This is a genomic window from Shimia gijangensis (assembly GCF_900142085.1).
Classification (GTDB): domain Bacteria; phylum Pseudomonadota; class Alphaproteobacteria; order Rhodobacterales; family Rhodobacteraceae; genus Shimia; species Shimia gijangensis.
Genome location: NZ_FQZQ01000016.1, coordinates 1 through 23671, shown reverse-complemented (window position 1 = coordinate 23671; position 23671 = coordinate 1). Strand labels below are relative to the sequence as shown.

Below are 23671 nucleotides of genomic sequence, written 5' to 3'. Positions count from 1 at the left end.
ATTTCGGGGACTTAATAAACCCGAACCACATCGGAAATAACCATGGGAGGAAATACCCGATGAAGAAGATTTTTGTAACAGCAATTGCTGGCCTGATGGCCGCGAGCCCAGTGATGGCGGACCTTGTGTTCCCGTCGCTGTCCTATCGCACGGGCCCATATGCCGCTGGCGGTATTCCTTTCGCGGATGGCTACACTGACTACTTCACCCTGCTGAACGAGCGTGACGGTGGTATTGGTGGCGTTAAGGTCAGCGTTCCGGAATGTGAAACCGGCTATAACACCGAAAAAGGTGTGGAATGCTACGAGTCAACCAAAGGCGAAGGCGCTCTGGTATATCAACCACTGTCGACAGGTATCACCTATCAGTTGATCCCAAAAACCACTGCGGATGACATCCCGATGCACACTATGGGTTACGGACGTACGTCTGCAGCCAACGGTGACGTATTCAGCCACACATTCAATTATCCAGGCTCGTACTGGAACGGTGCTTCTGGTGGGGTAAACTACCTGCTGGAAACCAACGGTGGCGACATCAGCGGTAAGAAAATTGCTCTGGTCTATCACAACTCTGCTTACGGCAAAGAGCCTATCCGCACCTTGGAAGAGCTGCAGAAAAAGCATGGTTTTGAGCTGAGCCTTCTGCCCGTTGACCACCCCGGTCAGGAGCAGAAATCACAGTGGCTGCAAATCCGTCGTGAAAAGCCTGACTATGTCATGATGTGGGGCTGGGGCGTGATGAACCAGGTTGCCATTCAGGAAGCTGCCAACATCCGCTTCCCAATGGAAAACTTCATCGGCATCTGGTGGTCTGGCGCGGAACATGACGTTCTGCCAGCGGGCGACAAAGCCAATGGCTACAAGGCTCTGACCTTCCACAATGTGGGTCGTGACTTCCCCGTGTTTGCTGACATCCAAAAGTATGTCGTAGATGCTGGTAAAGCTGCTGGCGCTGGCGATCAGGTTGGTAACGTTCTGTACAACCGTGGCCTATACGCCGCGATGCTTGCAGCCGAAGCCGCGAAAACCGCTCAGGAAATCCACGGCACTAAGGACATCACTGCGTCCATGATGCGTGATGGCATGGAAGCGTTGGAAATCACCGAAGAGAAAATGGCCGCCCTCGGCATGCCGAACTTCGGTCCGTCGTTCTCTGTTTCATGCGAAAACCACGGTGGTCCTGGCCTTGTTGGTGTGACCCAGTGGGATGCATCCAGCAAAACCTGGTCGTTGATTTCTGACTTTAAGGCAACAGACATCGACGTGATCGGTGCTCTGATCGCGGAAGATTCCGGTGCCTATGCTTCGGAAAACAACATCGCGTCTAACTGTAACTAAGACGTAGTTCTCTTCCCGGCCGGACATGGCTTCGGCCGGGGAAACTCCAACCGTTAGGAAAGACTAGGCATATGCTCGACGCTGGTCACACAGACGAGGCCCTTCTTGAGGTCAACAATATCGAGGTGATCTACAATCACGTGATCCTCGTGCTGAAAGGCGTTAGCCTGTCGGTCCCCAAAGGCGGTATTACCGCACTCTTGGGTGGGAACGGTGCTGGCAAAACCACGACGCTCAAGGCCATTTCGAACTTGCTGCGCTCAGAACGCGGCGACGTGACAAAGGGCTCGATCGAGTATCGCGGAAATAACATTCAGGACCTTGATCCGGCGGATCTGGTTAAGAATGGCGTCATCCAGGTCATGGAAGGACGACATTGTTTTGAACACCTGACTGTCGAAGAAAATCTGCTGACCGGGGCCTATACGCGCACCGATGGCAAAGCCAATATTCAGGCCGATCTGGAAAAGGTCTACGCCTATTTCCCGCGTCTCAAGGAACGCCGCAAAAGTCAGGCGGGTTATACCTCGGGTGGCGAACAACAGATGGTGGCCATGGGCCGTGGACTGATGAGCAAACCTGAAATGATCCTGCTGGATGAGCCGTCAATGGGTCTTGCCCCACAGCTTGTTGAAGAGATTTTTACAATCGTGAAAAACCTCAACGAACAAGAAGGCGTGACCTTTCTTTTGGCGGAACAGAATACCAACGTGGCGCTTAGGTTTGCCAACTATGGCTACATCCTTGAATCCGGTCGCGTTGTGATGGACGGGCCCGCAGACGAACTGCGTGAAAACCCGGACGTCAAGGAATTCTACCTTGGAATGTCTGACGAAGGCCGCAAATCCTTCCGCGATGTGCGTTCGTACCGCCGCCGCAAACGTTGGCTCAGCTAGACTGAGATTTCCGGCAGGTAGGACAGCCGGATACCCAAACAGTCCTTCGCAAATATCGGACAGGACGTTGTCGCCCTGTCCACAGGACTCCTTTGCCTGACGGCATGTGAAAACAGATAAAGAGGATGGCCCGATGAGCCAGTTTTACGATGATCTGGAGACCCGCTCGGCAGAGCAGCGCGACGCCGACCTCGCCGTTTCTCTGCCCCGGCAAATTGCGCGCGCCAAGGCTCTTGCAGGCTATGCAGAGGCTTTGGGCGACGTTGACCCGGCAGCCATCAAAACGCTGGCTGATCTGGCGACCTTACCGGTTCTGCGCAAATCTGAACTCAGCAAGGCCCAAGGCGCGAACGCCCCTTTTGGGGGGTTTGCCGATCTCACCCGCCCCGGCATTGTTCATGTGTTCCAGTCGCCGGGCCCGATCTATGAACCCGGCGGACAGGCGGGTGACTGGTGGCGCTCGGGTCGCGCGATGTTTGCCGCTGGCATTGGCGCGGATGACATCGTTCAAAACTGTTTCTCTTATCACCTGACACCCGCCGGCATGATGTTCGAAAGCGGCGCGCGTGCCGTTGGTGCCAAAGTGCTGCCTGCGGGAACGGGTCAGACCGAACTTCAGGCCCGCGCGGCCCACGACATCGGTGTCACCGCCTATGCTGGTACGCCGGATTACCTCAAAATCATTCTCGACAAGGCCGATGAGATGGGCCTCAAGCTGAACATCACCAAAGCCCATGTCGGCGGCGGTGCTTTGTTCCCCTCTCTGCGTCAGGAGTACGCGGACCGTGGCGTGCAGTGTTTGCAGGGCTATGGCACCGCAGACCTTGGCATCATCGCCTACGAAAGCTCTGCCATGGAAGGCATGATCATCGACGAGGGTGTGTTGGTTGAAATCGTCACTCCCGGCACCGGCAATCCTGTTGCGCCGGGCGAAGTTGGTGAAGTTGTCGTGACCACGCTCAACCCCGACTATCCGCTGATCCGCTTTGCCACCGGCGATCTGTCGGCCATGATGGAAGGCACGTCACCCTGCGGGCGCACCAATATGCGCATCAAAGGCTGGATGGGTCGCGCCGATCAGACCGCCAAGATCAAAGGCATGTTTGTGCGCCCCGAACAAGTGGCCGATCTGGTGGCCAAACACGCCGAGATCGCCAAGGCACGCGTCATCGTGGACCGAGACGGTGAAATGGATGCGATGACGGTTCAGATCGAAGCCACGGACGGCGACACCGAAGCCTATGCCAGGTCGATATCTGAGACGCTGAAGCTGCGTGGCAAGATTGAGATTGTAGCCCCAGGTAGCCTGCCCAAAGATGGCATCGTAATCGACGATCAACGCAGTTACGACTAGGTTTGCGCGCTCGCAATTATCCAACCCGTTCTGTTCCGGCAGGGCGGGTTTTTTTGCGTTATTGTTCTAACTGATTGCTCAAGCCCGGAAGTTTTTCCTTGCTTGGGTCTGTTTGCTTTTGTTTTCCGGGAAATTTTGCTCTCTTGGCGGGAACGACGAGAATCAGCGCTCCGAGTTGATTTATCGGCATTACAAAGGATCAAACCATGGGTATCAGACAAACCAACGGGCGCGGCCAGCGCTATGACTCCATTCTGGATACGGTGGGTGACACGCCGACAATCCGCATCAACCGAATCGCGCCGGAAAATGTGAACGTCTTCGTCAAATTCGAAGCCGCCAACCCCGCCGGGTCCGTCAAAGATCGCCTGGCGCTCAACATCATCGAAGCTGCCGAACGTGATGGCCGTCTGAAACCCGGTCAAACCGTGGTTGAAGCAACATCTGGCAACACCGGCATTGGTCTGGCCATGGTCTGCGCCGCCAAAGGCTATCCGTTGGTGATCACCATGTCCGAGGCCTTTTCGGTCGAACGCCGCCGCCTGATGCGGTTTTTCGGGGCCAAAGTGGTGCTGACACCCAAAGGTCTCAAAGGATTCGGCATGTATAACAAGGCCATCGAACTGGCTGAAAAGAACGGTTGGTTCCTCGCCAGTCAATTTGAAACTGCTGACAATGCGGACATGCATGAACACACCACCGCACGCGAAATCCTTGGCGATTTTGAGGGCGAGAAACTGGACTATTGGGTCACCGGCTATGGCACTGGCGGCACGGTGTCGGGCGTGGGGCGTGTTTTGCGCGCCGAAAGCCCGGACACTAAAATCATTCTGGCCGAGCCTGCAAATGCAGCGATTGTCTCTTCCGGCTATACCAACACCCGAAACGAGGCCCATCAGGCCACGGAAAGTCACCCGGCGTTTGAACCCCATCCCGTACAGGGCTGGACCCCGGATTTCATTCCGCATGTTCTGCAAGAAGCCTTGGACAAAGGGTTTAATGACGCGCTGATTAAGGTTCCCGGCCCAGATGGAATCACTTGGTCGCGCCGTCTGGCCTCGGAAGAGGGAATTTTCACCGGTATTTCGGCGGGCGCGACGTTTGCAGCCGCCATGGAAGTTGCCAAAGACGCGCCGGACGGGTCCAATATTCTGGTCATGCTGCCGGACACTGGCGAACGATATCTTTCGACCCCATTGTTCGAAGGCATCCCCGAAGGCATGAGTGATGAGGAAATGGAGATTTCCCACTCGACACCGTGTGCTCAGATACCTTCTTGAACAAGGGTCAGAAATTTCTTGGAAACGAAATACTTTAACGAATCCATTTTCGATAAAGTATAAATAATTCAAAGACCTGCGTAACCTGACAAAGGGGAGTGATAGAGCATCACTCCCCTTTGATATTGCATAACACGCCGATAGACTTCCAATCTCCGAGCAAGCGCAAACTTTGTAAGAGGGCGACATGCACTACACAGGTCTTATTCTCGCAGCGGGTCTTTCATTGACCGCCGTAAACACCGCAAACGCGGCTCCTGTCGGCACCAGTTTTGGTGGGGCAGGATTTGACAAAGTGGGGCTTCACCCCATCCCGGCCCAATATGTGAACCCCTATGAAGCGCGCCGGCAAGAAGACGCACTGCGCCTAAGTCGAAATGACCGCCGCACCATTCAGGGCAACCTGCAATCACTTGGGTTCAATCCGGGCCCGGCAGATGGACTGTTTGGGGCGCGCACACGTGACGCAATTGCATCCTGGCAGCGCGGTTCGGGGAATCCCGTCAGTGGGTATCTGACCCGCCAGCAGGTTTTTGATCTCGACGATGCTGCGCTTCGCGCCCAACCCGGTGGTGGCCAGTCTTCGAGCAATCTTGTGGCAGACCTGCATTTCTGGACAGAAACCGGCGCAGCCGACGGGAACATCGAGGGCATGCGCCGTTACCTTCAGCGATACCCGAATGGATATCACGCAGACGTCGCCCGAAATCAGATTCGGGCACAGAATACCCAAGTCAGTTCGGATGAGCGCAGATTTTGGCGACAAGTGCGCGACGTGGATACTCCACACGCCTACAGACTGTATCTCGAGGAATATCCCCGAGGTCACTATGCGAACAACGCTTATGCACGGCTTCGCGAAATCGATCCGCAAACACCAAATCCCAATGCACGACCGGCTCACATCGTGGCTTGGAACGAAGCACGGCAAAGGGACACGATTGCAGGGTACGAAGAATACCTGCGCAACTTCCCGAACAGCCAACATGCACGGGATGCCCGTGTGCGACTGAAAGAACTGCGGAACGACACGGTTACCTCGCATGAAATGCGGGCGTGGAGACGGGCGCAGACCGATGACACTATTGCAGCCTACAGGGATTATATTGACCGCTTTCCCGAGGGATATTTTGTCCGCCATGCACAAAAGCGGATCAAAGAGTTAAAGCGCAACAAGCCCAGGAACGACGCTCAGCCCGCCGATCAGGTCGCCTGGAAAGAGGCGCGCCGGATCGACACAATCTCAGGATACACGCTTTTCCTGAGGGATTATCCTAACAGTCGGCGCGCGCCGGATGCTCGAAAACGTCTGGAGGAACTTCGTGGTGACGCGATTGCTCGAAAAGATATGAAAGCATGGCGTCGTGCTCAGGAAGAGGATTCGATATCCGGCTATGCCGCTTATCTTGATGGTTTCCCCAACGGCCGCTTTGAACGAGATGCACGCAGGCGTCTGAGAGAACTTAGAAATACGTCCCAAAGTGATGCGCGACCTGCGGATCAACGGGCTTGGGAGGCAGCACACAAGACCGGAACGTTAGAGGCATACAAGCGGTTCCTAAGGGATTATCCCCATAGCAGTTATGTCCCGCTGGCGAAGAACAATGTGCGTAGGCTTAGCAAATAAGATTTGTCTCTGATCCTGTTGAAAAGACATGCCAAAGAAAAAGCCGCCTGAAAAGGCGGCCTTTTTTAATTTCAATTGTCGGGGCTTAACCCTGACGTGCCTTAAAGCGGCGCTGCGTCTTGTTGATCACGTAGACACGGCCCTTGCGGCGTACCACGCGGCAATCACGGTGCCGGTTCTTCAGCGAGCGGAGCGAGTTCTTAACTTTCATCGTCCATCCTATCTGTCGTGGCGCGCATTGCGCCGGGTTACGGATGTTCCCAACCGGGAACAGTGAATCTCATGGTGGGCGATACAAGGATCGAACTTGTGACCCCTTCGATGTCAACGAAGTGCTCTACCGCTGAGCTAATCGCCCACTATATCCAGCCCGAGCTCACATCCCCCAAATAAAAGGGGGCGCGAATGACCGCGCCGGTAGCGGCGTCTATAAAAGGAGTCGGCTTTGGGTTCAAGGGCTTTCGACAAGGATATTTTTCAGACTATATTTACTGTATTCAGGAGACCATATGCCTAAGCAAGCCTATTCCTTGTCACGCCCCACGAGCCAGACCTCATCCGTGGTTTTTGCCTCACCCCATAGCGGGTGTGATTACCCTGAATGGTTTTTGCGCCGCACCCTTTTGAACGCCCATACGATTCGCAGTTCCGAAGATGCTTTTGTTGACAGATTGTTCCAGTCAGTGCCGCGATTCGGCTCGCCGTTCCTTGTGGCGGGTGCACCTCGGGCTTTTGTAGACTTCAACCGATCTTCAGATGAATTGGATCCCGCACTCATTCAGGGGTTACGCCGCCGCCCGATCACCCCGCGGGTCGCCTCGGGGCTTGGTGTGATCCCTCGGGTGGTCGCAAACGGTCGCGCGATTTACAATGGCAAGCTGGTCCAAGAAGAGGCGAATCATCGAATTGAAACCTATTGGCGTCCTTACCATAACCGGCTGCAATCTTTGCTGGATGAGACCTGCGCGACCTTTGGGCGGGCCATTCTGATCGATTGCCATTCAATGCCGCACGAAGCATTGGATACATTGGTCAGAACCGGAGTGCCCCGTCCCGATGTGGTTTTGGGGGATCGCTTCGGCGCGTCTGCTGACTCTTACATTGTTGAAGAAATTGAATCAGCCTTTGCTTTGGAAGGCTTGCGGGTGTCCCGAAATGCACCCTTTGCCGGGGCTTATGTCACCCAGCACTACGGGCGGCCAGTCCGCAAGCAGCACGCGATCCAGATCGAGATCGATCGTTCTCTGTACATGGATGAAGCCCGGATCGAACCGCGTGCCGATTTTGGGGCGTTTCAATTGCTGATAGACCGGGTCATCAAACACATCATCGAGATCGGAAAACCGCGCCAGGAGATGGCCGCCGAATAGGCCTAGCGCATCGCACGGCCCTTCAGAATGGCATCAGCGCCAAATTTACCCCGGATCGTATCCGACGCCCGCTCGGCCTTGCGCCGCTGAGCAGCCTGAGGGTCTAAAAGATCTCCTGACAAATCGCCGGTGTCTTCCGCCACCAGATCAGCCAACCCTACACCCAAGAGACGATAAGGCCCCTGATTGCCCACCTGATCGAATAAGCCACGCGCTGTCTGATAAATTGTGTCTGCCATCTGTGTGGCGTCCCGCAATGCAAGGCGACGGGAAATCAGGCTGTGATTGGCGCGCTTGAGTTTCAGTGTCACGACCCTGCCAGCCTTGGACTTGGCCTTGGCGCGATCCGAAACCTTTTCCGACAACCGCCAGATATGCCCATCCAGAATGTCGATGCTTTCGGTATCCTCAAAAAACGTGGTCTCGTTGCTGATGCTTTTCATCGGTGCGTTCGCCGAAACCTTGCGCCGGTCCTGACCGCGCGCCAGATGCCACAACCGATATCCCATCGATCCAAACCGGGCCGTCAGATCGTCCTGCTCCCACCGCAACAAGTCGCTGAATGTGTGAATGCCAGCCTTGTCCAGCGACGCCTGCGCCACGGGTCCAATCCCCCAAATCAACCGCACAGGTTTGTCGTGAAGGAAATCCGCTGTTTCTGCTTTACCAATCACCGAAAACCCACGCGGTTTTTCAAGGTCCGATGCCACCTTGGCCAGGAACTTGTTGTGCGACAGGCCAATTGACCCGGTGAGACCCAGCTCATCCTTCATACGCTTGACCAAGCGTGCCAACATCACAGCAGGCGGCGCACCATGTAGCTTGGTCGTGCCGCCTAAGTCCATAAATGCCTCATCCAGCGACAGGGGTTCGACATCCGGCGTTAACTCATCCATCATTTTGCGAATTTCGCGGGAAACCTCGACGTAAACCGACATGCGCGGGCGGATCACCACTGCGTCAGGGCACAGTTTTAACGCCTGAAACATCGGCATGGCCGAGCGCACACCCCGAATGCGCGCGACATAACAGGCGGTAGAGACCACACCGCGTTTACCGCCGCCAATGATGACGGGCTTGTCGCGGACTTCAGGATTGTCGCGCTTTTCCACACTGGCATAAAAGGCATCGCAATCCATATGCGCTATTGTCAGATCAAACAGCTCCGGATGGCGCGTGACGCGCAACGACCCACAGGACGGGCAACGTCCTGTGCTGTCAAATTGGGTCAGGCAATCGCGGCATAACGCAGGCATAATGGCCTCAAAGAAGGGTGGTTCGACAATGAGTATATCAATTGATGGAGATGACGACACGGCCTTTCATGGCGCCAAACTGGCGCTGTTCATCGGTGATCGGCTTGCAACGATCCTGCGTGATGATCGCGTGGACATTCCGTGGCCTGCGCATTGGGATTTACCCGGAGGCGGGCGTGAAGGCTCTGAAAACGGCCCCACCTGCGCCTTGCGGGAAACCCGCGAAGAACTCGGCCTCGTCGTGTCGCAGGCTTCACTGTGCTGGGGTCGCCTCTACTGGCGCAAAGGGTTGGCTTTCTGGTTCTTTGCTGCCCACCTGCCAACCACTGCCGAAAAAGACATCAAACTTGGGGACGAAGGCCAGCGCTGGGCGCTGGTTGACCCCCATCACTATCTGAAAAACCCCAAAGCCATTCCCCAATTTCAATCCCGGCTGGCCGACTATCTGGCCGCGACGTAAGACCGCCTCCAGCGGGAGTATTTTGAGCAAGATGAAGCCTGGCGTTGGGCTTCATCTCGCTCGGAAGTACTCTGGGGGAATGGGCCGCAGGCCCAGGGGGCAAGGCCCCTAAACTGACGCCAGCTCGCTGACAATGGCCTCGGCCGCTGCACGAGGGCTCTGGGCCTGCCAGATGGGGCGGCCCACAACAATGTGGTCGGCCCCGTCCGAAATCGCGCTGGCCGGCGTGGCAACGCGTTTCTGATCACCCAAGGCGGCCCCTGCCGGACGCACGCCGGGCGTCACAATCAAACGGCCTTTGGATTCGGGCAGGGCACGGATCATTGCGGCTTCTTGGGGAGATGCGATCACGCCGTCGGCACCGGCCTCAAACGCTTTGCCTGCGCGTTCCTGTACAAGATCCTTGATATCGCCCGGTTTGATCAGGGCCCCATCCAGATCCGCCCGATCCAGCGAGGTGAGGATGGTCACACCAAGGATTTTCAAATCCTTGCCCGCGGCCCCTTCTTTGGCGGCTTTTACCACATAGGGATCGCCATGCACGGTCAGGAAATCCAGGTCAAACTGCGCCAGCCCACGCACAGCCGCTTCGACCGTGGCACCGATATCAAACAGTTTCATATCCAGAAAAATCCGTTTGCCCAGTTCTGACTTCAGCTCATTGGCCAACGCCAGCCCGCCGCCTGTCAGCATGCCCAGACCAATTTTGTAAAAGGATGCGGCATCACCGATGGTTTCGGCAAGCTTGAGCCCCTCAAGGGCATTGGGCACGTCAAGGGCGACGATCAGGCGGTCATCTGCTGTCATGGTATTCTCCGGGGCTGAAATCTTAGGCGTTCTACCGGTCCTAAGGCGGTCCCGCAAGTCTTAGCGGTTGCCGTAAATCCACTCCATATCCGGCTTTTCTGTGCAATACATATGCACCCAGATATAGGTTTTCTGGAACAGTGCCAGAACCAGCGCATTCCAGCTGTCAAACAATAGGGCAATGCCCCAGAGCCCCAAAAACACCACGCCATACATCGCGTTGTCGGTGTATTTGAACATGCCTTCCCGCACCATGGGCATGGCCGCAATCTCGTCACGAAAGTGATCGCCGCCCACCGCGCGCCGGATGGTGAAATGTTTGATCACCGAATGCATCGTTATGATGGCCACTGCCACCAAAACTGCGCCCACCACCCATTCAACGGATCTGGGCAGGCCAATGGGCACATCATCGGCCCAGCCTGTCATGATGACGGTGATCGGCCGGGCCACCAGCAAGGGGATAAAGAGTAGGGTCCATGTTTTGATATCGTTTTCGCCGCGTATCCTGCTCAGCAAATTTCTGTGCAGCTGCATACGAAAGACAAAGGCGACGATCACCTGATGGATGATCGCCAGCCAAACCGAAACCATCGCCCATTGACGCCCCTCAAGGCCCAGAAGACGGGTGTCGTTTGGCGAGGGTTGCATCAGCGTGCAGGCACCGGCGGCCAGTAAAATGATCAGACCCAGATGCTGGGGCTGACCTTCAAGAATGTCCCGCCAGGTCGAGCGCGCCCGGATATCTGATAAAGTCGACATGCCCGCAGTCTGGAACCTGTTAGGGCCGTTGTCCAGCCTGCTGTCAGCCGATCCCTTCGGGCAGCAATTGCGGGGCAAATTCCAACTTTGCGCGCCCGCCGCGAAATTCCGGCATTCGGCTCAGCTGGCGAAGCGCATCGCGTACAAACGATAGCCGTTTCTTGGCGGGGCTATTGTTTTCGTCACCCTGAAGGCTGCACATCACCTGAATCTGACGTTCGTATGAGGTGAACACCACGCTGCCCATTTGTGCAGAACGTTCCTGTGGCTCAGGGAGTTCAATTACTTCTATGTCCGTTACGTACATCTTTGCCTCACTCGCGACCGTTTTCTATCTTTTCCTGTGTTAAGGGTGCGTGAAGAATATGGCTTTTTGATACCGGTATTTGGGCTTTCTTTGATCCATGTCCTTGAACGAACGAACTGTAATTGCCACATTTACGCCAAGGCCCAATCACTGGCGCGCCGCATAGCGGGCGTCGATCAATCCGGGCGCTTATAGAAGGAGAATACCCATGGACCTTAGCAAGTTCACGGAACGGTCGCGCGGCTTTGTTCAGGCTGCTCAGACCATTGCAATGCGTGAAAGCCATCAGAGGATGGCACCCGAACATATTCTTAAGGCATTGATGGATGACGATCAGGGGCTGGCCGCCAACCTGATAAAACGCGCCGGTGGCGCGCCTGAGCGTGTGCGCGAGGCCGTTGATGCTGCCGTGGCCAAATTGCCCAAAGTCAGCGGCGATGCCAGTCAGGTTTATTTGGACAGCGCCACAGGCAAAGTTCTGGCCGAAGCCGAAACCATCGCCAAGAAAGCGGGCGACAGCTTTGTGCCGGTTGAGCGCATTCTGATGGCGCTGGTCATGGTGAAATCCAAAGCCAAGGACGCGCTGATCGCCGGGGCCGTGAACGCTCAGGCGCTCAATGCAGCCATCAACGACATCCGCAAAGGCCGCACCGCCGACTCGGCATCGGCTGAAGAAGGTTATGACGCGCTGAAGAAATACGCCCGCGACCTGACGGATGCGGCCGCCGAAGGCAAGATTGACCCTATCATTGGCCGTGACGATGAAATTCGCCGCGCCATGCAGGTTCTGTCACGTCGTACAAAAAATAACCCGGTTCTGATTGGCGAACCCGGTGTCGGTAAAACCGCCATCGCCGAGGGCATGGCCTTGCGTATCATCAACGGCGACGTGCCGGAATCCTTGCGCAACAAGAAACTGATGGCGCTGGACATGGGCGCGCTGATCGCTGGCGCGAAATACCGCGGTGAGTTCGAAGAGCGTCTCAAGGCCGTGCTAACCGAAGTGACCGAAGCGGCTGGTGAAATACTGTTGTTCATTGATGAGATGCACACGCTTGTGGGCGCAGGCAAGTCCGAAGGCGCGATGGATGCGGCCAACCTTATCAAACCGGCGCTGGCCCGGGGCGAGTTGCACTGTATTGGTGCGACCACCTTGGATGAGTATCGCAAATACGTTGAAAAAGATGCCGCTCTGGCGCGTCGTTTCCAGCCTGTGGTGATCGAAGAACCCACAGTCGAAGACACCATTTCGATCCTGCGCGGCATCAAAGAAAAGTACGAGCTGCACCACGGGGTGCGTATCTCTGACTCTGCGCTGGTTGCGGCGTCGACCTTGTCGCACAGGTATATTACCGACCGCTTTCTGCCCGATAAGGCCATCGACCTTGTCGATGAGGCGGCCAGCCGTTTGCGCATGGAAGTGGACAGCAAACCCGAAGAACTGGATGCCCTCGACCGTCAGATCCTGCAATTGCAGATCGAAGAAGAGGCGCTGAAGCTCGAGGATGATGCGGCGTCCAAGGACCGCCTGGAAACCCTGCAAAAGGACCTTGCTGACCTGCAAGACAAGTCATCGGAGATGACTGCTCAGTGGCAGGCAGGCCGCGATAAACTCGCGTCCGCGCGTGACCTGAAAGAACAACTGGATCAGGCCCGCGCCGAACTGGATATCGCCAAGCGCGAGGGCAATCTCGCCAAAGCAGGTGAGTTGTCTTATGGCGTGATCCCCGGTCTCGAAGCCAAACTTGAAGAGGCCGAAAAGGCCGGTGCCGAGATGGTCATTGAAGAGGCCGTGCGCCCTGAACAGATCGCTTTGGTCGTCGAACGCTGGACCGGCATCCCCACCTCGAAAATGCTCGAAGGTGAACGCGAGAAGCTATTGCGGATGGAAGATGATCTGCATGCGCGTGTGATCGGCCAGAACCTCGCCGTGACCGCGGTGTCCAACGCCGTGCGCCGTGCCCGCGCGGGCCTGAATGACGAGAACCGCCCATTGGGATCGTTCCTGTTCCTTGGGCCAACGGGTGTAGGTAAAACCGAGCTGACCAAAGCCGTGGCCGAGTTCCTGTTTGACGACGACAGCGCCATGGTGCGCGTGGATATGTCCGAATTCATGGAGAAACACTCGGTCGCGCGTCTGATCGGCGCGCCTCCCGGCTATGTGGGCTATGACGAGGGCGGTGTTCTGACCGAAGCTGTGCGTCGTCGCCCTTATCAGGTGGTGCTGTTTGACGAGGTTGAAAAGGCGCACCCGGATGTCTTTAACGTGTTGTTGCAAGTGCTGGATGATGGCGTGCTGACCGATGGTCAGGGCCGCACCGTGGACTTTAAACAGACGCTGATCATCCTGACGTCGAACCTTGGCGCGCAGGCCTTGTCACAACTGCCCGAAGGGGCCGATGCCTCGGATGCGCGGCGCGACGTGATGGACGCCGTGCGCGCCCATTTCCGACCCGAGTTCCTCAACCGTCTGGATGAAACCATCATCTTTGATCGTCTGGCGCGGGCGGATATGGACGGCATCGTCGACATCCAACTTGGCCTTTTGCGCGCTCGTCTGGCGGGTCGCAAGATTGATCTGGAACTGGATGAGGACGCCAAAAAATGGCTGGCCGATGAAGGCTATGATCCAGTGTTCGGGGCTCGCCCTTTGAAACGGGTCATCCAACGCGCCCTGCAAAACCCAATGGCCGAAGGGCTGCTGGCCGGTGACATCAAAGACGGCGACACCGTCCCCGTGACCGCCGGTGCCGATGGTCTGATCATCGGAGACCGGGTTGGAACATCGGACCGCCCGAAACCGGATGATGCCGTTGTGCACTGACCCAATCAATCCATTGACTGAATAAGAAGGCGCCGCTCTTTCAGGGCGGCGCTTTCTCGTACTTCAAAGCCATAAACTTCTGATTTTCATGGAAAATAAGTAGATTCAGCCTAGTGCCCGCCACCCAACAGCCCAACACCAGTCATGATCGAGCCGAGCACTTTCAGGCGAAGACCGACCGCTTTGATCACGCCTGTCGCGCCAATAATATGGCCGACTGTGCCGTGAATGTTGTTCGTGTAGGTCTGAACAATGCAGCCTGATCCATCAAGCAGCATGGCTTCGTGTTCCTCGTGAACCAATTCCAGAAACACCAGCACTGTCCCGCGTGCAGTTGCGGCGGCCATATCCAACAGTTGGGGATCAGGTACGACCTGACCTGTGGCAATTGCTGGTTGAACTCTGAGAACGTGCGCCGGCATCACCGAGTTTTTGAACCCAAGGTTGGCATTGCTTTCACAGGCGATCTCTGCGGGCATGCCGTCGTACAAAGTGTTGCGTGCCACCTGAGAAAACCCGGCAGTGATGCGCACGGGAACATCTTCTGGCCTGTCGGGGATAATAATCATTGCCGGCCGTAGCACTAATGTCGTGGCCGGGCTGCCCACACTAAGCGATAGTTGAGTCACGTGACCGTTGGCTAGGCTTCGAACCTCAGTGAAATCCAGCGCGACCTGTGCAGAAGCGATCGCGGTTTTGGCTGATTCAATCTGGGCCGGAATTGTCTCGTTCATGTCGATCCGGGCTAAGTCAAGTTGGGCCTGAACCGCCCGCAATTCAGCCTCTGTCGCAGACACCGAGGTTTGCAGTGTAAGCACATCATCCGCACGGCCTGCACCGCGTTGCAAAAGCGTCTGAGCATCCTTTAAATCATCACGAAACTGAGCCAGCTGTGCTTCGGCTTCATCTACAGCGGACTGCGCGACAATTTCGTTGTCTTTGGCTTTGGCCTGCTCTGCATCCAGCAAAGCCAGATCAGCCTGAGCCTGCTTGAGCGCTGCTTGCTGGGCACTGTCCTCAATCCGAAACAACAGATCACCCGCTTTGACCTCCTGTCCGTTGATGACGTTGATCTCGGTGACCGGACCGGTTGTCTGGGATACAACAGACACTGTTCGAAATGGCACGACCCCTGCATATGTTTTGGGGTGGTAGTAGAAAATTGTCAGGAACAGGCAGAAAGCCAAAATTGCCCAAAGGAAAACAGCGGTTTTCATGTTCCAGACGGTCATCTTTTCACCGCGGCGTTTAAGCTGGAAGTATCGGATAATGGCCGGGAACGATGTAAATAGGAGTTCAAACACTTGGATCTTGCTCCGGTTCAGCTTTTATTGGCTCGTCCACACGAACCACAGCCGTTTTGGTATTTAGGTGAAATCGCGACCAGTCTGCCATCAATGCGATCAACAAGGCGCTGAGTGGAAGCAGAATGTGGAAATGACTTAAAGGGAAAATTTCGTACAAAAGCGCAATGGCGAGCATCGTTGGGATCGTTTTTGCCAAAGGCGTTCCATGAGCCTGATGCTCGGCCCAGCGGTCGAATGCAGCATATAGAACGACCAAGCCGTAAAGCGCCCCAATTAAAAAGGCTATGGCCACGAGCGCAAAGTAATCACCGTCTCCCGGTGCAACAAACCAATTAGGGTCCGCTTGTGCGAGTTCAGTTTCAGCAGTCATTTTGGATCTCATACTCAAATCAAAAATTACATAAATCTGCAGTAGTACTTCGAATTATTGGTACAAAAAGTAGCCAATCTATACGCGCTCGTCTACCGATACCACGTTAAGGGTTGTTGTGAGTACTTTTGCAAAGCCGCTGAAAAGGACTTTGCTGAGCAACAAAAATCCACCACGCCCGCTTGGATACCACTCAAAGGTATCTCCAATACAAGATGATTCCAAAACGCCAATCGGACGCCAAAAACTTCGATGGCCTCACCACGCAATCGCCAAAAAACTCGCCCTCATGAGGTTGGTTTATTACCAAAACCTTAACAGAGAATTTTGTACAAACCGGTTATTCGCCCAAAAACTTTTGTACAAACCGGTCATTTTCCCGATTTGGCAGGAAAGTGCGCGTGTTCACTAATCGCCCCTTTGACGATCTCCTCGAGCATTGCTTCGATCTCATTCATCACGCCTTGGGGCATTACACGGCACCCGATGGTGGTGCTGTTTTCGCCGGGTCTTTCATCATGGAGACATCGCGGCTGGGTTGCTGGTTCAGTAAGCTTGCCAGCCGATGAACCTCAACTGTTTGCAGCCGAATAACGTGATTTTTCTGTGACAGGTTGCCGAGGCGAAATCTTTCTTCAAGCTTGAGAATCTTCTGTTTCACCTTGGACTGTACTCTCTCGGTTAATCCAATGTTGAACTGTTGGGCGAGTCGAACGTTGAGGCGCGCAATTTCTTCTGTTTTCCAGTGGATGATAAAGTTCTTGGCGGCAATAGCCCCCATGACAAGCTTGCCTTGAATGGCATGCAGGCCGCCCTCTATTGTTGTTCTGGTTTTGGATTCGATCAACACGTTGCTGAGCAAATCCAGTATTTCGTAAACAAGTGCCTGATAATCTTCGGCAAGAGTGTCCCGAGGCTCAATACACTCAAATCGCCGCCGGAGCATGTTGGTGGCAAACTCCAGATGCGCACAAGCGGCGACGGAATCGTTTTGCAACATCGCAAAGCGGGACTTGTCGATGCTGTGTTGGATGTCGTGGAAATTGCTCAGATAGTCTGACACATGGATTTTCACCCCATTATCGACTTTCGGAATCTGGCTCAGAGTGAAAATTTTTGAAAGTTTTAGTCCAAGCTGGGTGTTCACGAACATAAGTTCCTGAACACCCGCTGCAGCCGCCAGATGTTGGGCTTTGACAAGCTGTTCGGGGCTGCTGTTGCAGTCGAAAAGGATGTACTTCCAAACAGTCTTAATGTTCCTGCCTTCTTTAGTAGAGGCCTGGCAGAAAGACTTCATGAAACCAAAGGCTTTTCCAAAGTCGCCTCGAACTCGGTTCGGCTCGAAACTCTTCTGATCAACACCGTCAATCGCGAACATCATCTCGTCGATCCCAGAATGGACCTGGCTCTGGTCGAATTTTCCATGAGCAGCAGTACACATGGAAATATTTGCATCGGGGAAATATGACTTTGCCAGACTTGCCATCTTCCAAACATCGCGGTTCAACAGCGGTTCGCCATGTCCCTGAAAGTCAATCGTTCGGATCGTGACCTCGTCTGCCTTGAAGTCTGCCAGGTACTTTTCGAAGATCTTGATATCGAGATGCCCGAGCTTTCCATGTCGGGACCTGCGCTCGGCAAAAGTCATGCATCCAGGGCATTCCAGGGTACAGGCAATTGACGCTTCGACCTGAAAAATGAGAATCTCCTTATTCTCCTGCCATCGAGGATTAAAGCAGGCGCCGCTGGCCAGAATCATGCAGTCCCGACAATAGTCAGGAAAAGGCATATCCCCTGCTTTTAGGCTGCCGCGAATCGCAGAGAAGACATCTCCAAAAACAATGTCTTTGGAGATGTCCACTTCCGGGTCGAAAGATTTGAGCGTGAGCTTGCTGCCGGCGTCATCCCAACAAGCAAGTGATCCATTCGCGCGCAGAAAAACACTGTGGTTAGAGTGACAATCCAAATGGGCCCCGCGTCGCAATGCAAATGTGTTAGCCAGAATACAAAATGGCCCGATACTATCGCCCCATTATTGCCAGCTATGAAACTTCTGCAAGGTCAGCGTTCTGCGATGGTTTTGAGCATTGGGTGAGTGAAGCCGTGTTATTCTGTCAAAAAGAACTGCTTCGACAGCCCGGTCCAGAAGATCGTCCACCCAAAAATCCGAATTGATTTCGTCGGCTGTTTTTCAATCAGCCTCTAAGTCGGTGGCCTTTGGTCCGAGCGCACACATCCGGTGCCCGCTTATTCGCCAATCGCCTCTTGGACGATCTCGTCGAGCATCGCTTCGACCTCTTTCATCACACCTTCGGGCATCACCCGATAGCCGATGGTGGTCATGTCTTCGCCCGGTTTCTGCATCACGAAAATGCCATAGGGGCAGAACTGAAGGTTCATTGGATCGGCTTCCATCACCTTGCGGGAAATGCTGGCGGAACAGAAGCTATAGACTTCTGCGCGCTCAAAAATGGTGACGTCCGATCCGACGTCTTCCTTGGTGCGTTCCAACATCGCGCCGACATGGCTCACGGCATCGATGACTAAGCCTTTGTCTGTAATGGCGCTTTCCAGACCAAAAGTGACATCGTCAAAATCCTGATCAACCGAATAGGTCACAGCAGTGTCTGCCACCGCGGCAAACGAGGTGGTCAGCGCGAGGCCTGCGGCCAGCAAAAACGTCTTCATTTCAATCCTCCCGAAAAGTTTGCTGCGATGTGACTTGCAGCTTGGCACAAGTGAACACACATTATTGGGGTGGTCGCGTGGTGCATTGATACAAGTCAACAGAGAGGCAAATATATGAATATGTCAATGGAAGACGCCTATGGCGTCGTACAAGTTGTAAGCGTTCTCTTTGTCGTCGTTATCGGGATACTGATTTTGGTTGGTATTGGTTTGTTTATCGCCGACCGTTTGCAAACTGGCGATGCGATCAGAAGAAACTATCCTCTGATCGGACGGTTTCGCCATATTTTCAGTGAGCTAGGCGAATTTTTTCGCCAATACTTCTTTGCGATGGATCGCGAAGAACTGCCGTTCAACCGTGCCCAAAGGGAATGGGTGAATCGGGCCGGAGAAGGCAAGAGCAACACAGTGGCTTTTGGATCGACCCGCAATCTGAACGTGGTCGGCACACCGATCTTTGTTAACGATCCTTTTCCGCCATTGGACGATGAGTTTGCCGCGATCAAGCCGTTGTTGATCGGCCCGACAGCCCGGACTCCATACATGGCACCCTCAATCTTTAACATTTCGGGCATGAGCTATGGCGCCCTGTCTAAGCCCGCAGTGCAGGCCTTGTCTAAGGGTGCAAAAGAGGCAGGCATCTGGATGAACACAGGCGAGGGGGGTGTGTCACCGTTCCACTTAGAAGGTGGATGCGACCTGGTGTTTCAGATTGGGACCGCCAAATTTGGAGTCCGCGATGAAAATGGGGGCCTCAGCGATGAAAAGCTTCGCAATGTCGCCGCGCACGAGCAGATCCGTATGTTTGAACTCAAGATGGCGCAAGGGGCCAAGCCGGGCAAAGGTGGCATTCTTCCGGGTGAGAAAGTCACCAAAGAGATTGCAGAAATTCGTGGGCTTCAGATTGGGCAGGACGGGATTTCGCCCAACCGCCACAGAGAGATCGACAACTTTGATCATCTGCTCGACATGTTGTGTCACATCCGCGAAGTGACGGGCAAACCTGTCGGCATCAAGACTGTGGTAGGGGCCGAGGAATCTCTCCGCGAATTGTTTGAAACCATTCGGCGACGTGGATCAGGCGCCGCTCCTGATTTCATCACAGTAGACGGCGGCGAAGGCGGCACCGGTGCCGCGCCAATGCCCTTGATCGATCTGGTGGGCATGCCAGTGCGAGAAGCCTTGCCGATGGTGGTCGATCTAAGGGATGAATATGAATTGCGGGACCGTATCCGGCTGATTGCTTCGGGTAAGCTGGTCAATCCGGGTGACATTGCCTGGGCCTTGGCAGCTGGGGCTGACTTCGTGGTTTCGGCGCGCGGATTCATGTTTGCTTTGGGTTGCATACAGGCGCTGAAGTGCAACAAGAACACCTGTCCAACGGGGATCACGACACATGATCCGCGTTTTCAGAAAGGCCTGGTGGTGGACAGCAAATACAAGCGCGTCGCACGCTACGCACAAGGGATCGTCAAAGAGGTAGAGACCATCGCCCACTCCGTCGGGGTCAGTGAACCGCGCCTCTTGCGCCGCCGCCATGTGCGTATTGTTCAGCCCAATGGTCGCTCGGTTCCGATGAACAAGACGTTCCCAAGTTACAATCCACCCACGTCATCGTGAGGTTTCGTGGTTTGGCCCGTGATACTTCAAGCGTTAGATCGGTCTGAACGGACACGCAGGAGACACCGATGGCCAAACGCTGGACCAATGATCTGACCCATGATGATGTGACACCTCAGTCGCAGTACCTTAATCGACGTCAAATTATGGCGGGAATTGCAGGATTGGGCCTGGCGGGAGTGATGGGTGGCGAAGCCAATGCGGCAGGCAAGTTAAAGCCGAATGATTGGGACACGATTACCCGCTACAACAACTTCTATGAATTTGGCACGTCCAAAGACGACCCTGCAAAACACGCTCACAAGCTGACGACAGATCCCTGGACCATCAAGATTGACGGCATGGTCGATAATCCCGGTGAGTATGCGCTGGGTGATATCCTGTCGAAAATGACCACTGAAGAACGCATCTATCGGTTCCGTTGTGTTGAAGCCTGGTCAATGGTCGTTCCGTGGAACGGGTTTGAGTTGGCCGATCTTTTGCAAATGGCTGGCATCCAAGAGGGCGCAAAATACGTTGCCTTTGAAACTCTGATGCGCCCGGAGGAAATGCCCGGGCAAAAACGACCAGTGATTGACTGGCCATATGTCGAGGGCCTGCGTCTGGATGAAGCCATGCATCCACTGACCCTTATGGCGACCGGTATCTACGGCAAACCGATTCCGAACCAGAATGGGGCTCCGATCCGCCTTGTGGTGCCGTGGAAATATGGTTTTAAGTCGATCAAATCGATCGTGCGCGTCACCCTGACCGATCGCGAGCCACCCACCAGCTGGAACAAACTCATTAGCCGGGAATACGGATTTTACAGCAATGTGAATCCTAACGTGGATCACCCACGCTGGTCGCAGGCAACTGAGCGGACCATTGGAGGCGGCTTGTTCGCCAAGCGTAAACCAACGCTTTTGTTTAATGGCTATGAGGCCGACGTTGCAAAACTGTATGAGGGCATGGATTTGAAAAGGAATTTCTGATGGCTGAGACACAAAGCACGCTGACTTGTCCTCACTGCAAGCACACTGAAGTTTTCGAGATGCCGACCGATGCTTGCCAGTGGTTTCTGGAATGTCCGGGCTGCCACGAAGTGCTCAAGCCTCAAAAGGGTGACTGTTGTGTGTTTTGCTCTTACGGAACGGTGCCCTGCCCACCGATACAAGATGGACAGGCCTGTTGTGGCTAAGGTGGTTGACCTAGGCGCTCAGCCTTTCCTGCCAGCGGGGCAGGGGATGAATGGCGCCATTGTTCATATTGGTTTCGGCGATATCCTCCATTACCTTAACAAAGAAATCCTGGTGAGACAGAAACCTCGGGATATGCAGATCTTCTTGTTCAGCAAAGGTCAAAACAGATGCGGCGCGGCGATTGGGCCAGTGAACGCCAGTCAAATCGTCCAGCCGTCGTGTGCGTCTGCGCAAGCCAATCCCCTGGCATGTTACATAGGCGTCGTCAAAAACAACCCGCTGCACGAACAGCAGCGTGAACCAGATATGTCCCAATACCATCCCGACCCCGGTGTAGATACAGAGATGGACCATTGTCGAGTGGAGCCCCAATGCATTCCAAATTGGGCTCAGGTCAGTGATAGCCAATATGAAGAAGGCCACCAATGGCGCCAACAGGCGAAGACTCCATGCCGGGCGCAGTTCGGTTCTGCCGTGACCAAGATCAATGGGCGCATTGCTGAACAGGGACGCCAGCGCGCTCAGGCCCGTATCCTGACCTGTATCCTGAAAACTGAATTCTGGCGCAAGGTTTGTGCTGCCTTCCCTAGCGTTGCGCCATCGCACGATTCCATGGGTCAAAAAAACAGAGCAGCCAACAGAAGCCAAAAGGGGAAAAAGAGATTGTTCAATGATCATGCTAACAAATCCAAAGTGGTCGGTTTTAAAATATGGAACAGATTGTGTTCCTGGTCTCCGACTATGGATTTGGTTCTGGGCAGAATTCAGGCCGGACAGGGAAGAATTGCTTTTGAGACTGCCTTAAAGGTTAACAATTCGTGATTGCCTATTTGAACCAAGCTGCCAAGAAACTGCCGACATGGCCCCTGTATGTTGTCGGCGCTCTGTATCCGGCTTGGCTTCTTTGGCAGGGCCTGACGGGCGGCCTTGGGGTTGATCCGGTCAAAGAGATGGAGCACGCGCTGGGCGAGGCTGGTTTGCAGCTCTTGATTGCTGGTCTTTGTATTACACCTTTGCGACGACACGCAGGAGTAAACTTGTTGCGCTTTCGCCGCGCAATCGGATTGCTGGCGTTTACATATATATGCCTGCATCTTTTGGTTTGGCTTGTTCTGGATGTGCAGATCGCCTCCCAAATACTGGCTGATATCCTTAAGCGTCCCTATGTGACGATTGGAATGGCCGGGTTCGTGTTACTGATCCCATTGGCCGTGACGTCCAACAACCTGTCCATTCGGCGTCTGGGGCGGACTTGGCACCGCCTGCACAAGCTGACTTACGCCGCCACCTTGTTAGGTGCGTTGCATTTTGTGATGCTGGTGAAAGGGTTTCAGATTGAGCCCCTCATATACATGGGAGTGACTGTTTGCGTTCTGGCTCTTCGTATCCGCCCCCGAGCCTTTCGAAAGGTTGCCTGATTGGCGGCGACGGGGGAACGCGGCGTTAACGAAATCGATCTATACATTGTACAACGCCTGTCCGGGATTCTCCTGACGGCCTTCGGCAATGTGGACCCTGAATGATGAAAGATGTGAAAAAGCCAAAGGGATATATTGGCCTCATGGAACGAATGGCCGAGCATATGGGCATTGACCTCACTCAGTGTCAGGACGAACTGGGCATCAGTCCTTTTACGATTGAGCGTATGATGGAGAAATGTTCGGCCTGCGGAGAATCTGCTGACTGTGTTTCGATCTTGTCGCAACCTCAAACGGCAGACAGCGAACAACCACCATCCTATTGCTGCAATCGAAAGGTTCTTATGCACCTGGCGCGGTCTACCGCCAAAAGCGACTGAGAGATTTGGCTTAAACAGCCGTCAGATCCATTGATGTGCGGGTCGCTGAAAAAGACAGGCTTTGATGAATCTGATTCTTTGTAGATCGGGCGTGGAATGTCATCTGCAGACAAACTAATTCACGCCCGAAACCGGATTCGCACCAAATCACGCGGTGAAAACCCACAGAATCCAATCCAGATGTGGGAATGTCTGTGGAAAAATGCTGCAACTGCACATTCAGCACTGTTCAGTAGGTAATTTTATTTCGTTTGGCAGGGCATTTTTGAAATGAGACTGACCTAAGCTACTAAAAAACATGGGAAAATCGGAAAAATGAAAAAAAACGCATTTTTCTGCAAAAAGCGCTTGCGGGTTTGGTTTGATAACTCTAGAACCCACTTCACCGGCAGCGCAGAGATGCACTAACGGGGCGCCAAACGGG

24 protein-coding genes and 1 tRNA gene are annotated in these 23671 nt (G+C 54.5%); 14 read left to right on the top strand and 11 right to left on the bottom strand.

The annotated features are described in order from the left end of the window. Positions 1–59 precede the first annotated feature (59 nt). The 5 genes from BUC32_RS13895 (at position 60) to BUC32_RS13875 (ending at position 6497) form a co-directional block, all read left to right on the top strand. Positions 60–1340, top strand: a complete 1281-nt coding sequence (locus tag BUC32_RS13895; RefSeq protein ID WP_073253982.1) for an ABC transporter substrate-binding protein — start codon at positions 60–62, stop codon at positions 1338–1340. Positions 1341–1411: 71 nt separating this feature from the next. Further along, positions 1412–2236 (top strand): ABC transporter ATP-binding protein, encoded by an 825-nt coding sequence (locus BUC32_RS13890; protein WP_073253979.1) that lies wholly within the window; start codon positions 1412–1414, stop codon positions 2234–2236. Between the two features lie 133 nt (positions 2237–2369). Further along, complete coding sequence (locus tag BUC32_RS13885) at positions 2370–3590, top strand: phenylacetate--CoA ligase family protein (protein WP_073254170.1); 1221 nt, start codon at positions 2370–2372, stop codon at positions 3588–3590. A gap of 206 nt (positions 3591–3796) precedes the next feature. Beyond that, positions 3797–4870: a PLP-dependent cysteine synthase family protein gene (locus BUC32_RS13880; RefSeq protein WP_073253976.1), complete on the top strand. Its 1074-nt coding sequence runs from the start codon at positions 3797–3799 to the stop codon at positions 4868–4870. 187 nt (positions 4871–5057) lie between these two features. Further along, complete coding sequence (locus BUC32_RS13875; RefSeq protein WP_073253974.1) at positions 5058–6497, top strand: peptidoglycan-binding protein; 1440 nt, start codon at positions 5058–5060, stop codon at positions 6495–6497. Positions 6498–6582: 85 nt separating this feature from the next. Here the strand turns inward: BUC32_RS13875 and ykgO are convergent, their stop codons facing one another. Both ykgO and BUC32_RS13865 read right to left on the bottom strand, forming a co-directional pair. Continuing rightward, the gene (gene ykgO / locus BUC32_RS13870) at positions 6583–6708 is read right to left on the bottom strand and encodes a type B 50S ribosomal protein L36 (protein ID WP_008562923.1); all 126 of its coding nucleotides are present in this window, start codon (positions 6706–6708) and stop codon (positions 6583–6585) included. 72 nt (positions 6709–6780) lie between these two features. Beyond that, a tRNA-Val gene (locus BUC32_RS13865) sits at positions 6781–6855 on the bottom strand. Between the two features lie 151 nt (positions 6856–7006). Here BUC32_RS13865 and BUC32_RS13860 point away from each other — a divergent pair. Then, entirely contained in the window at positions 7007–7867 is an 861-nt protein-coding gene (locus tag BUC32_RS13860) for an N-formylglutamate amidohydrolase (RefSeq protein ID WP_073253971.1), read from the top strand. Between the two features lie 2 nt (positions 7868–7869). On the opposite strand, the gene BUC32_RS13855 is transcribed toward BUC32_RS13860, so the two are convergent. Continuing rightward, a complete protein-coding gene (locus BUC32_RS13855; protein ID WP_073253968.1) occupies positions 7870–9123 on the bottom strand; it encodes a DNA polymerase IV in 1254 nt (417 codons plus the stop codon). 28 nt (positions 9124–9151) lie between these two features. Here BUC32_RS13855 and BUC32_RS13850 point away from each other — a divergent pair, with 28 nt between their 5' ends. Continuing rightward, a complete protein-coding gene (locus tag BUC32_RS13850; protein WP_073254167.1) occupies positions 9152–9583 on the top strand; it encodes an NUDIX hydrolase in 432 nt (143 codons plus the stop codon). A 108-nt stretch (positions 9584–9691) separates the two neighbouring features. Here BUC32_RS13850 and pyrF read toward each other — a convergent pair whose 3' ends face one another. The 3 genes from pyrF to BUC32_RS13835 are packed head-to-tail and all read right to left on the bottom strand — an operon-like array spanning position 9692 to position 11459. Beyond that, positions 9692–10390 (bottom strand): orotidine-5'-phosphate decarboxylase, encoded by a 699-nt coding sequence (pyrF, locus tag BUC32_RS13845; protein ID WP_073253967.1) that lies wholly within the window; start codon positions 10388–10390, stop codon positions 9692–9694. A 60-nt stretch (positions 10391–10450) separates the two neighbouring features. Next, positions 10451–11152: a methyltransferase gene (locus BUC32_RS13840; protein WP_073253964.1), complete on the bottom strand. Its 702-nt coding sequence runs from the start codon at positions 11150–11152 to the stop codon at positions 10451–10453. A 43-nt stretch (positions 11153–11195) separates the two neighbouring features. Next, on the bottom strand, positions 11196–11459 hold the full coding sequence (locus BUC32_RS13835) for a hypothetical protein (RefSeq protein WP_139280734.1): 264 nt from the start codon (positions 11457–11459) through the stop codon (positions 11196–11198). Between the two features lie 208 nt (positions 11460–11667). On the opposite strand from BUC32_RS13835, the gene clpB reads away from it, so the two are divergent. Further along, entirely contained in the window at positions 11668–14283 is a 2616-nt protein-coding gene (clpB, locus tag BUC32_RS13830; RefSeq protein ID WP_073253959.1) for an ATP-dependent chaperone ClpB, read from the top strand. A 110-nt stretch (positions 14284–14393) separates the two neighbouring features. Here clpB and BUC32_RS13825 read toward each other — a convergent pair whose 3' ends face one another. The 4 genes from BUC32_RS13825 to BUC32_RS13810 form a co-directional block, all read right to left on the bottom strand. Further along, on the bottom strand, positions 14394–15587 hold the full coding sequence (locus BUC32_RS13825) for an HlyD family secretion protein (protein WP_073253956.1): 1194 nt from the start codon (positions 15585–15587) through the stop codon (positions 14394–14396). Continuing rightward, positions 15580–15960, bottom strand: coding sequence for a hypothetical protein (locus BUC32_RS13820; RefSeq protein WP_245815187.1), 381 nt, complete (start codon positions 15958–15960; stop codon positions 15580–15582). Before BUC32_RS13820 ends, BUC32_RS13825 begins: the two co-directional genes overlap by 8 nt. Before the next feature lie 472 nt (positions 15961–16432). Then, positions 16433–17926, bottom strand: coding sequence for a 4Fe-4S cluster-binding domain-containing protein (locus tag BUC32_RS13815; RefSeq protein WP_073253951.1), 1494 nt, complete (start codon positions 17924–17926; stop codon positions 16433–16435). A 281-nt stretch (positions 17927–18207) separates the two neighbouring features. Beyond that, positions 18208–18648, bottom strand: coding sequence for a DUF302 domain-containing protein (locus BUC32_RS13810; protein ID WP_073253948.1), 441 nt, complete (start codon positions 18646–18648; stop codon positions 18208–18210). Positions 18649–18768: 120 nt separating this feature from the next. On the opposite strand from BUC32_RS13810, the gene BUC32_RS13805 reads away from it, so the two are divergent. From BUC32_RS13805 to BUC32_RS13780, 6 genes are all read left to right on the top strand, one after another. Next, on the top strand, positions 18769–20268 hold the full coding sequence (locus BUC32_RS13805) for an FMN-binding glutamate synthase family protein (RefSeq protein ID WP_139280738.1): 1500 nt from the start codon (positions 18769–18771) through the stop codon (positions 20266–20268). A gap of 68 nt (positions 20269–20336) precedes the next feature. After that, positions 20337–21242 (top strand): protein-methionine-sulfoxide reductase catalytic subunit MsrP, encoded by a 906-nt coding sequence (gene msrP / locus BUC32_RS13800; protein ID WP_073253946.1) that lies wholly within the window; start codon positions 20337–20339, stop codon positions 21240–21242. Beyond that, complete coding sequence (locus BUC32_RS20970; protein WP_073253943.1) at positions 21242–21448, top strand: GDCCVxC domain-containing (seleno)protein; 207 nt, start codon at positions 21242–21244, stop codon at positions 21446–21448. The genes msrP and BUC32_RS20970 overlap by 1 nt, the downstream gene beginning before the upstream one ends. A 46-nt stretch (positions 21449–21494) precedes the next feature. After that, positions 21495–22271 (top strand): hypothetical protein, encoded by a 777-nt coding sequence (locus BUC32_RS20430; protein ID WP_139280733.1) that lies wholly within the window; start codon positions 21495–21497, stop codon positions 22269–22271. Beyond that, a complete protein-coding gene (msrQ, locus tag BUC32_RS13785) occupies positions 22271–22867 on the top strand; it encodes a protein-methionine-sulfoxide reductase heme-binding subunit MsrQ (RefSeq protein WP_139280737.1) in 597 nt (198 codons plus the stop codon). Before BUC32_RS20430 ends, msrQ begins: the two co-directional genes overlap by 1 nt. Positions 22868–22968: 101 nt before the next feature. Next, positions 22969–23247 (top strand): DUF6455 family protein, encoded by a 279-nt coding sequence (locus tag BUC32_RS13780; RefSeq protein ID WP_073253934.1) that lies wholly within the window; start codon positions 22969–22971, stop codon positions 23245–23247. 219 nt (positions 23248–23466) lie between these two features. On the opposite strand, the gene BUC32_RS20815 is transcribed toward BUC32_RS13780, so the two are convergent. Beyond that, positions 23467–23671: hypothetical protein (locus tag BUC32_RS20815; RefSeq protein WP_220387633.1), on the bottom strand; the 205-nt coding region annotated here is incomplete at its 5' end.

Bases quoted from the DNA above. Each gene is read 5' to 3' on its own strand.
- BUC32_RS13895 (WP_073253982.1), top strand. From the start codon at position 60: ATGAAGAAGATTTTTGTAACAGCAATTGCTGGCCTGATGGCCGCGAGC.
- BUC32_RS13890 (WP_073253979.1), top strand. From the start codon at position 1,412: ATGCTCGACGCTGGTCACACAGACGAGGCCCTTCTTGAGGTCAACAAT.
- BUC32_RS13885 (WP_073254170.1), top strand. From the start codon at position 2,370: ATGAGCCAGTTTTACGATGATCTGGAGACCCGCTCGGCAGAGCAGCGC.
- BUC32_RS13880 (WP_073253976.1), top strand. From the start codon at position 3,797: ATGGGTATCAGACAAACCAACGGGCGCGGCCAGCGCTATGACTCCATT.
- BUC32_RS13875 (WP_073253974.1), top strand. From the start codon at position 5,058: ATGCACTACACAGGTCTTATTCTCGCAGCGGGTCTTTCATTGACCGCC.
- ykgO (WP_008562923.1), bottom strand. From the start codon at position 6,708: ATGAAAGTTAAGAACTCGCTCCGCTCGCTGAAGAACCGGCACCGTGAT.
- BUC32_RS13860 (WP_073253971.1), top strand. From the start codon at position 7,007: ATGCCTAAGCAAGCCTATTCCTTGTCACGCCCCACGAGCCAGACCTCA.
- BUC32_RS13855 (WP_073253968.1), bottom strand. From the start codon at position 9,123: ATGCCTGCGTTATGCCGCGATTGCCTGACCCAATTTGACAGCACAGGA.
- BUC32_RS13850 (WP_073254167.1), top strand. From the start codon at position 9,152: ATGAGTATATCAATTGATGGAGATGACGACACGGCCTTTCATGGCGCC.
- pyrF (WP_073253967.1), bottom strand. From the start codon at position 10,390: ATGACAGCAGATGACCGCCTGATCGTCGCCCTTGACGTGCCCAATGCC.
- BUC32_RS13840 (WP_073253964.1), bottom strand. From the start codon at position 11,152: ATGTCGACTTTATCAGATATCCGGGCGCGCTCGACCTGGCGGGACATT.
- BUC32_RS13835 (WP_139280734.1), bottom strand. From the start codon at position 11,459: ATGTACGTAACGGACATAGAAGTAATTGAACTCCCTGAGCCACAGGAA.
- clpB (WP_073253959.1), top strand. From the start codon at position 11,668: ATGGACCTTAGCAAGTTCACGGAACGGTCGCGCGGCTTTGTTCAGGCT.
- BUC32_RS13820 (WP_245815187.1), bottom strand. From the start codon at position 15,960: ATGACTGCTGAAACTGAACTCGCACAAGCGGACCCTAATTGGTTTGTT.
- BUC32_RS13810 (WP_073253948.1), bottom strand. From the start codon at position 18,648: ATGAAGACGTTTTTGCTGGCCGCAGGCCTCGCGCTGACCACCTCGTTT.
- BUC32_RS13805 (WP_139280738.1), top strand. From the start codon at position 18,769: ATGTCAATGGAAGACGCCTATGGCGTCGTACAAGTTGTAAGCGTTCTC.
- msrP (WP_073253946.1), top strand. From the start codon at position 20,337: ATGGCCAAACGCTGGACCAATGATCTGACCCATGATGATGTGACACCT.
- BUC32_RS20970 (WP_073253943.1), top strand. From the start codon at position 21,242: ATGGCTGAGACACAAAGCACGCTGACTTGTCCTCACTGCAAGCACACT.
- BUC32_RS20430 (WP_139280733.1), top strand. From the start codon at position 21,495: ATGAATGGCGCCATTGTTCATATTGGTTTCGGCGATATCCTCCATTAC.
- BUC32_RS13780 (WP_073253934.1), top strand. From the start codon at position 22,969: ATGATGAAAGATGTGAAAAAGCCAAAGGGATATATTGGCCTCATGGAA.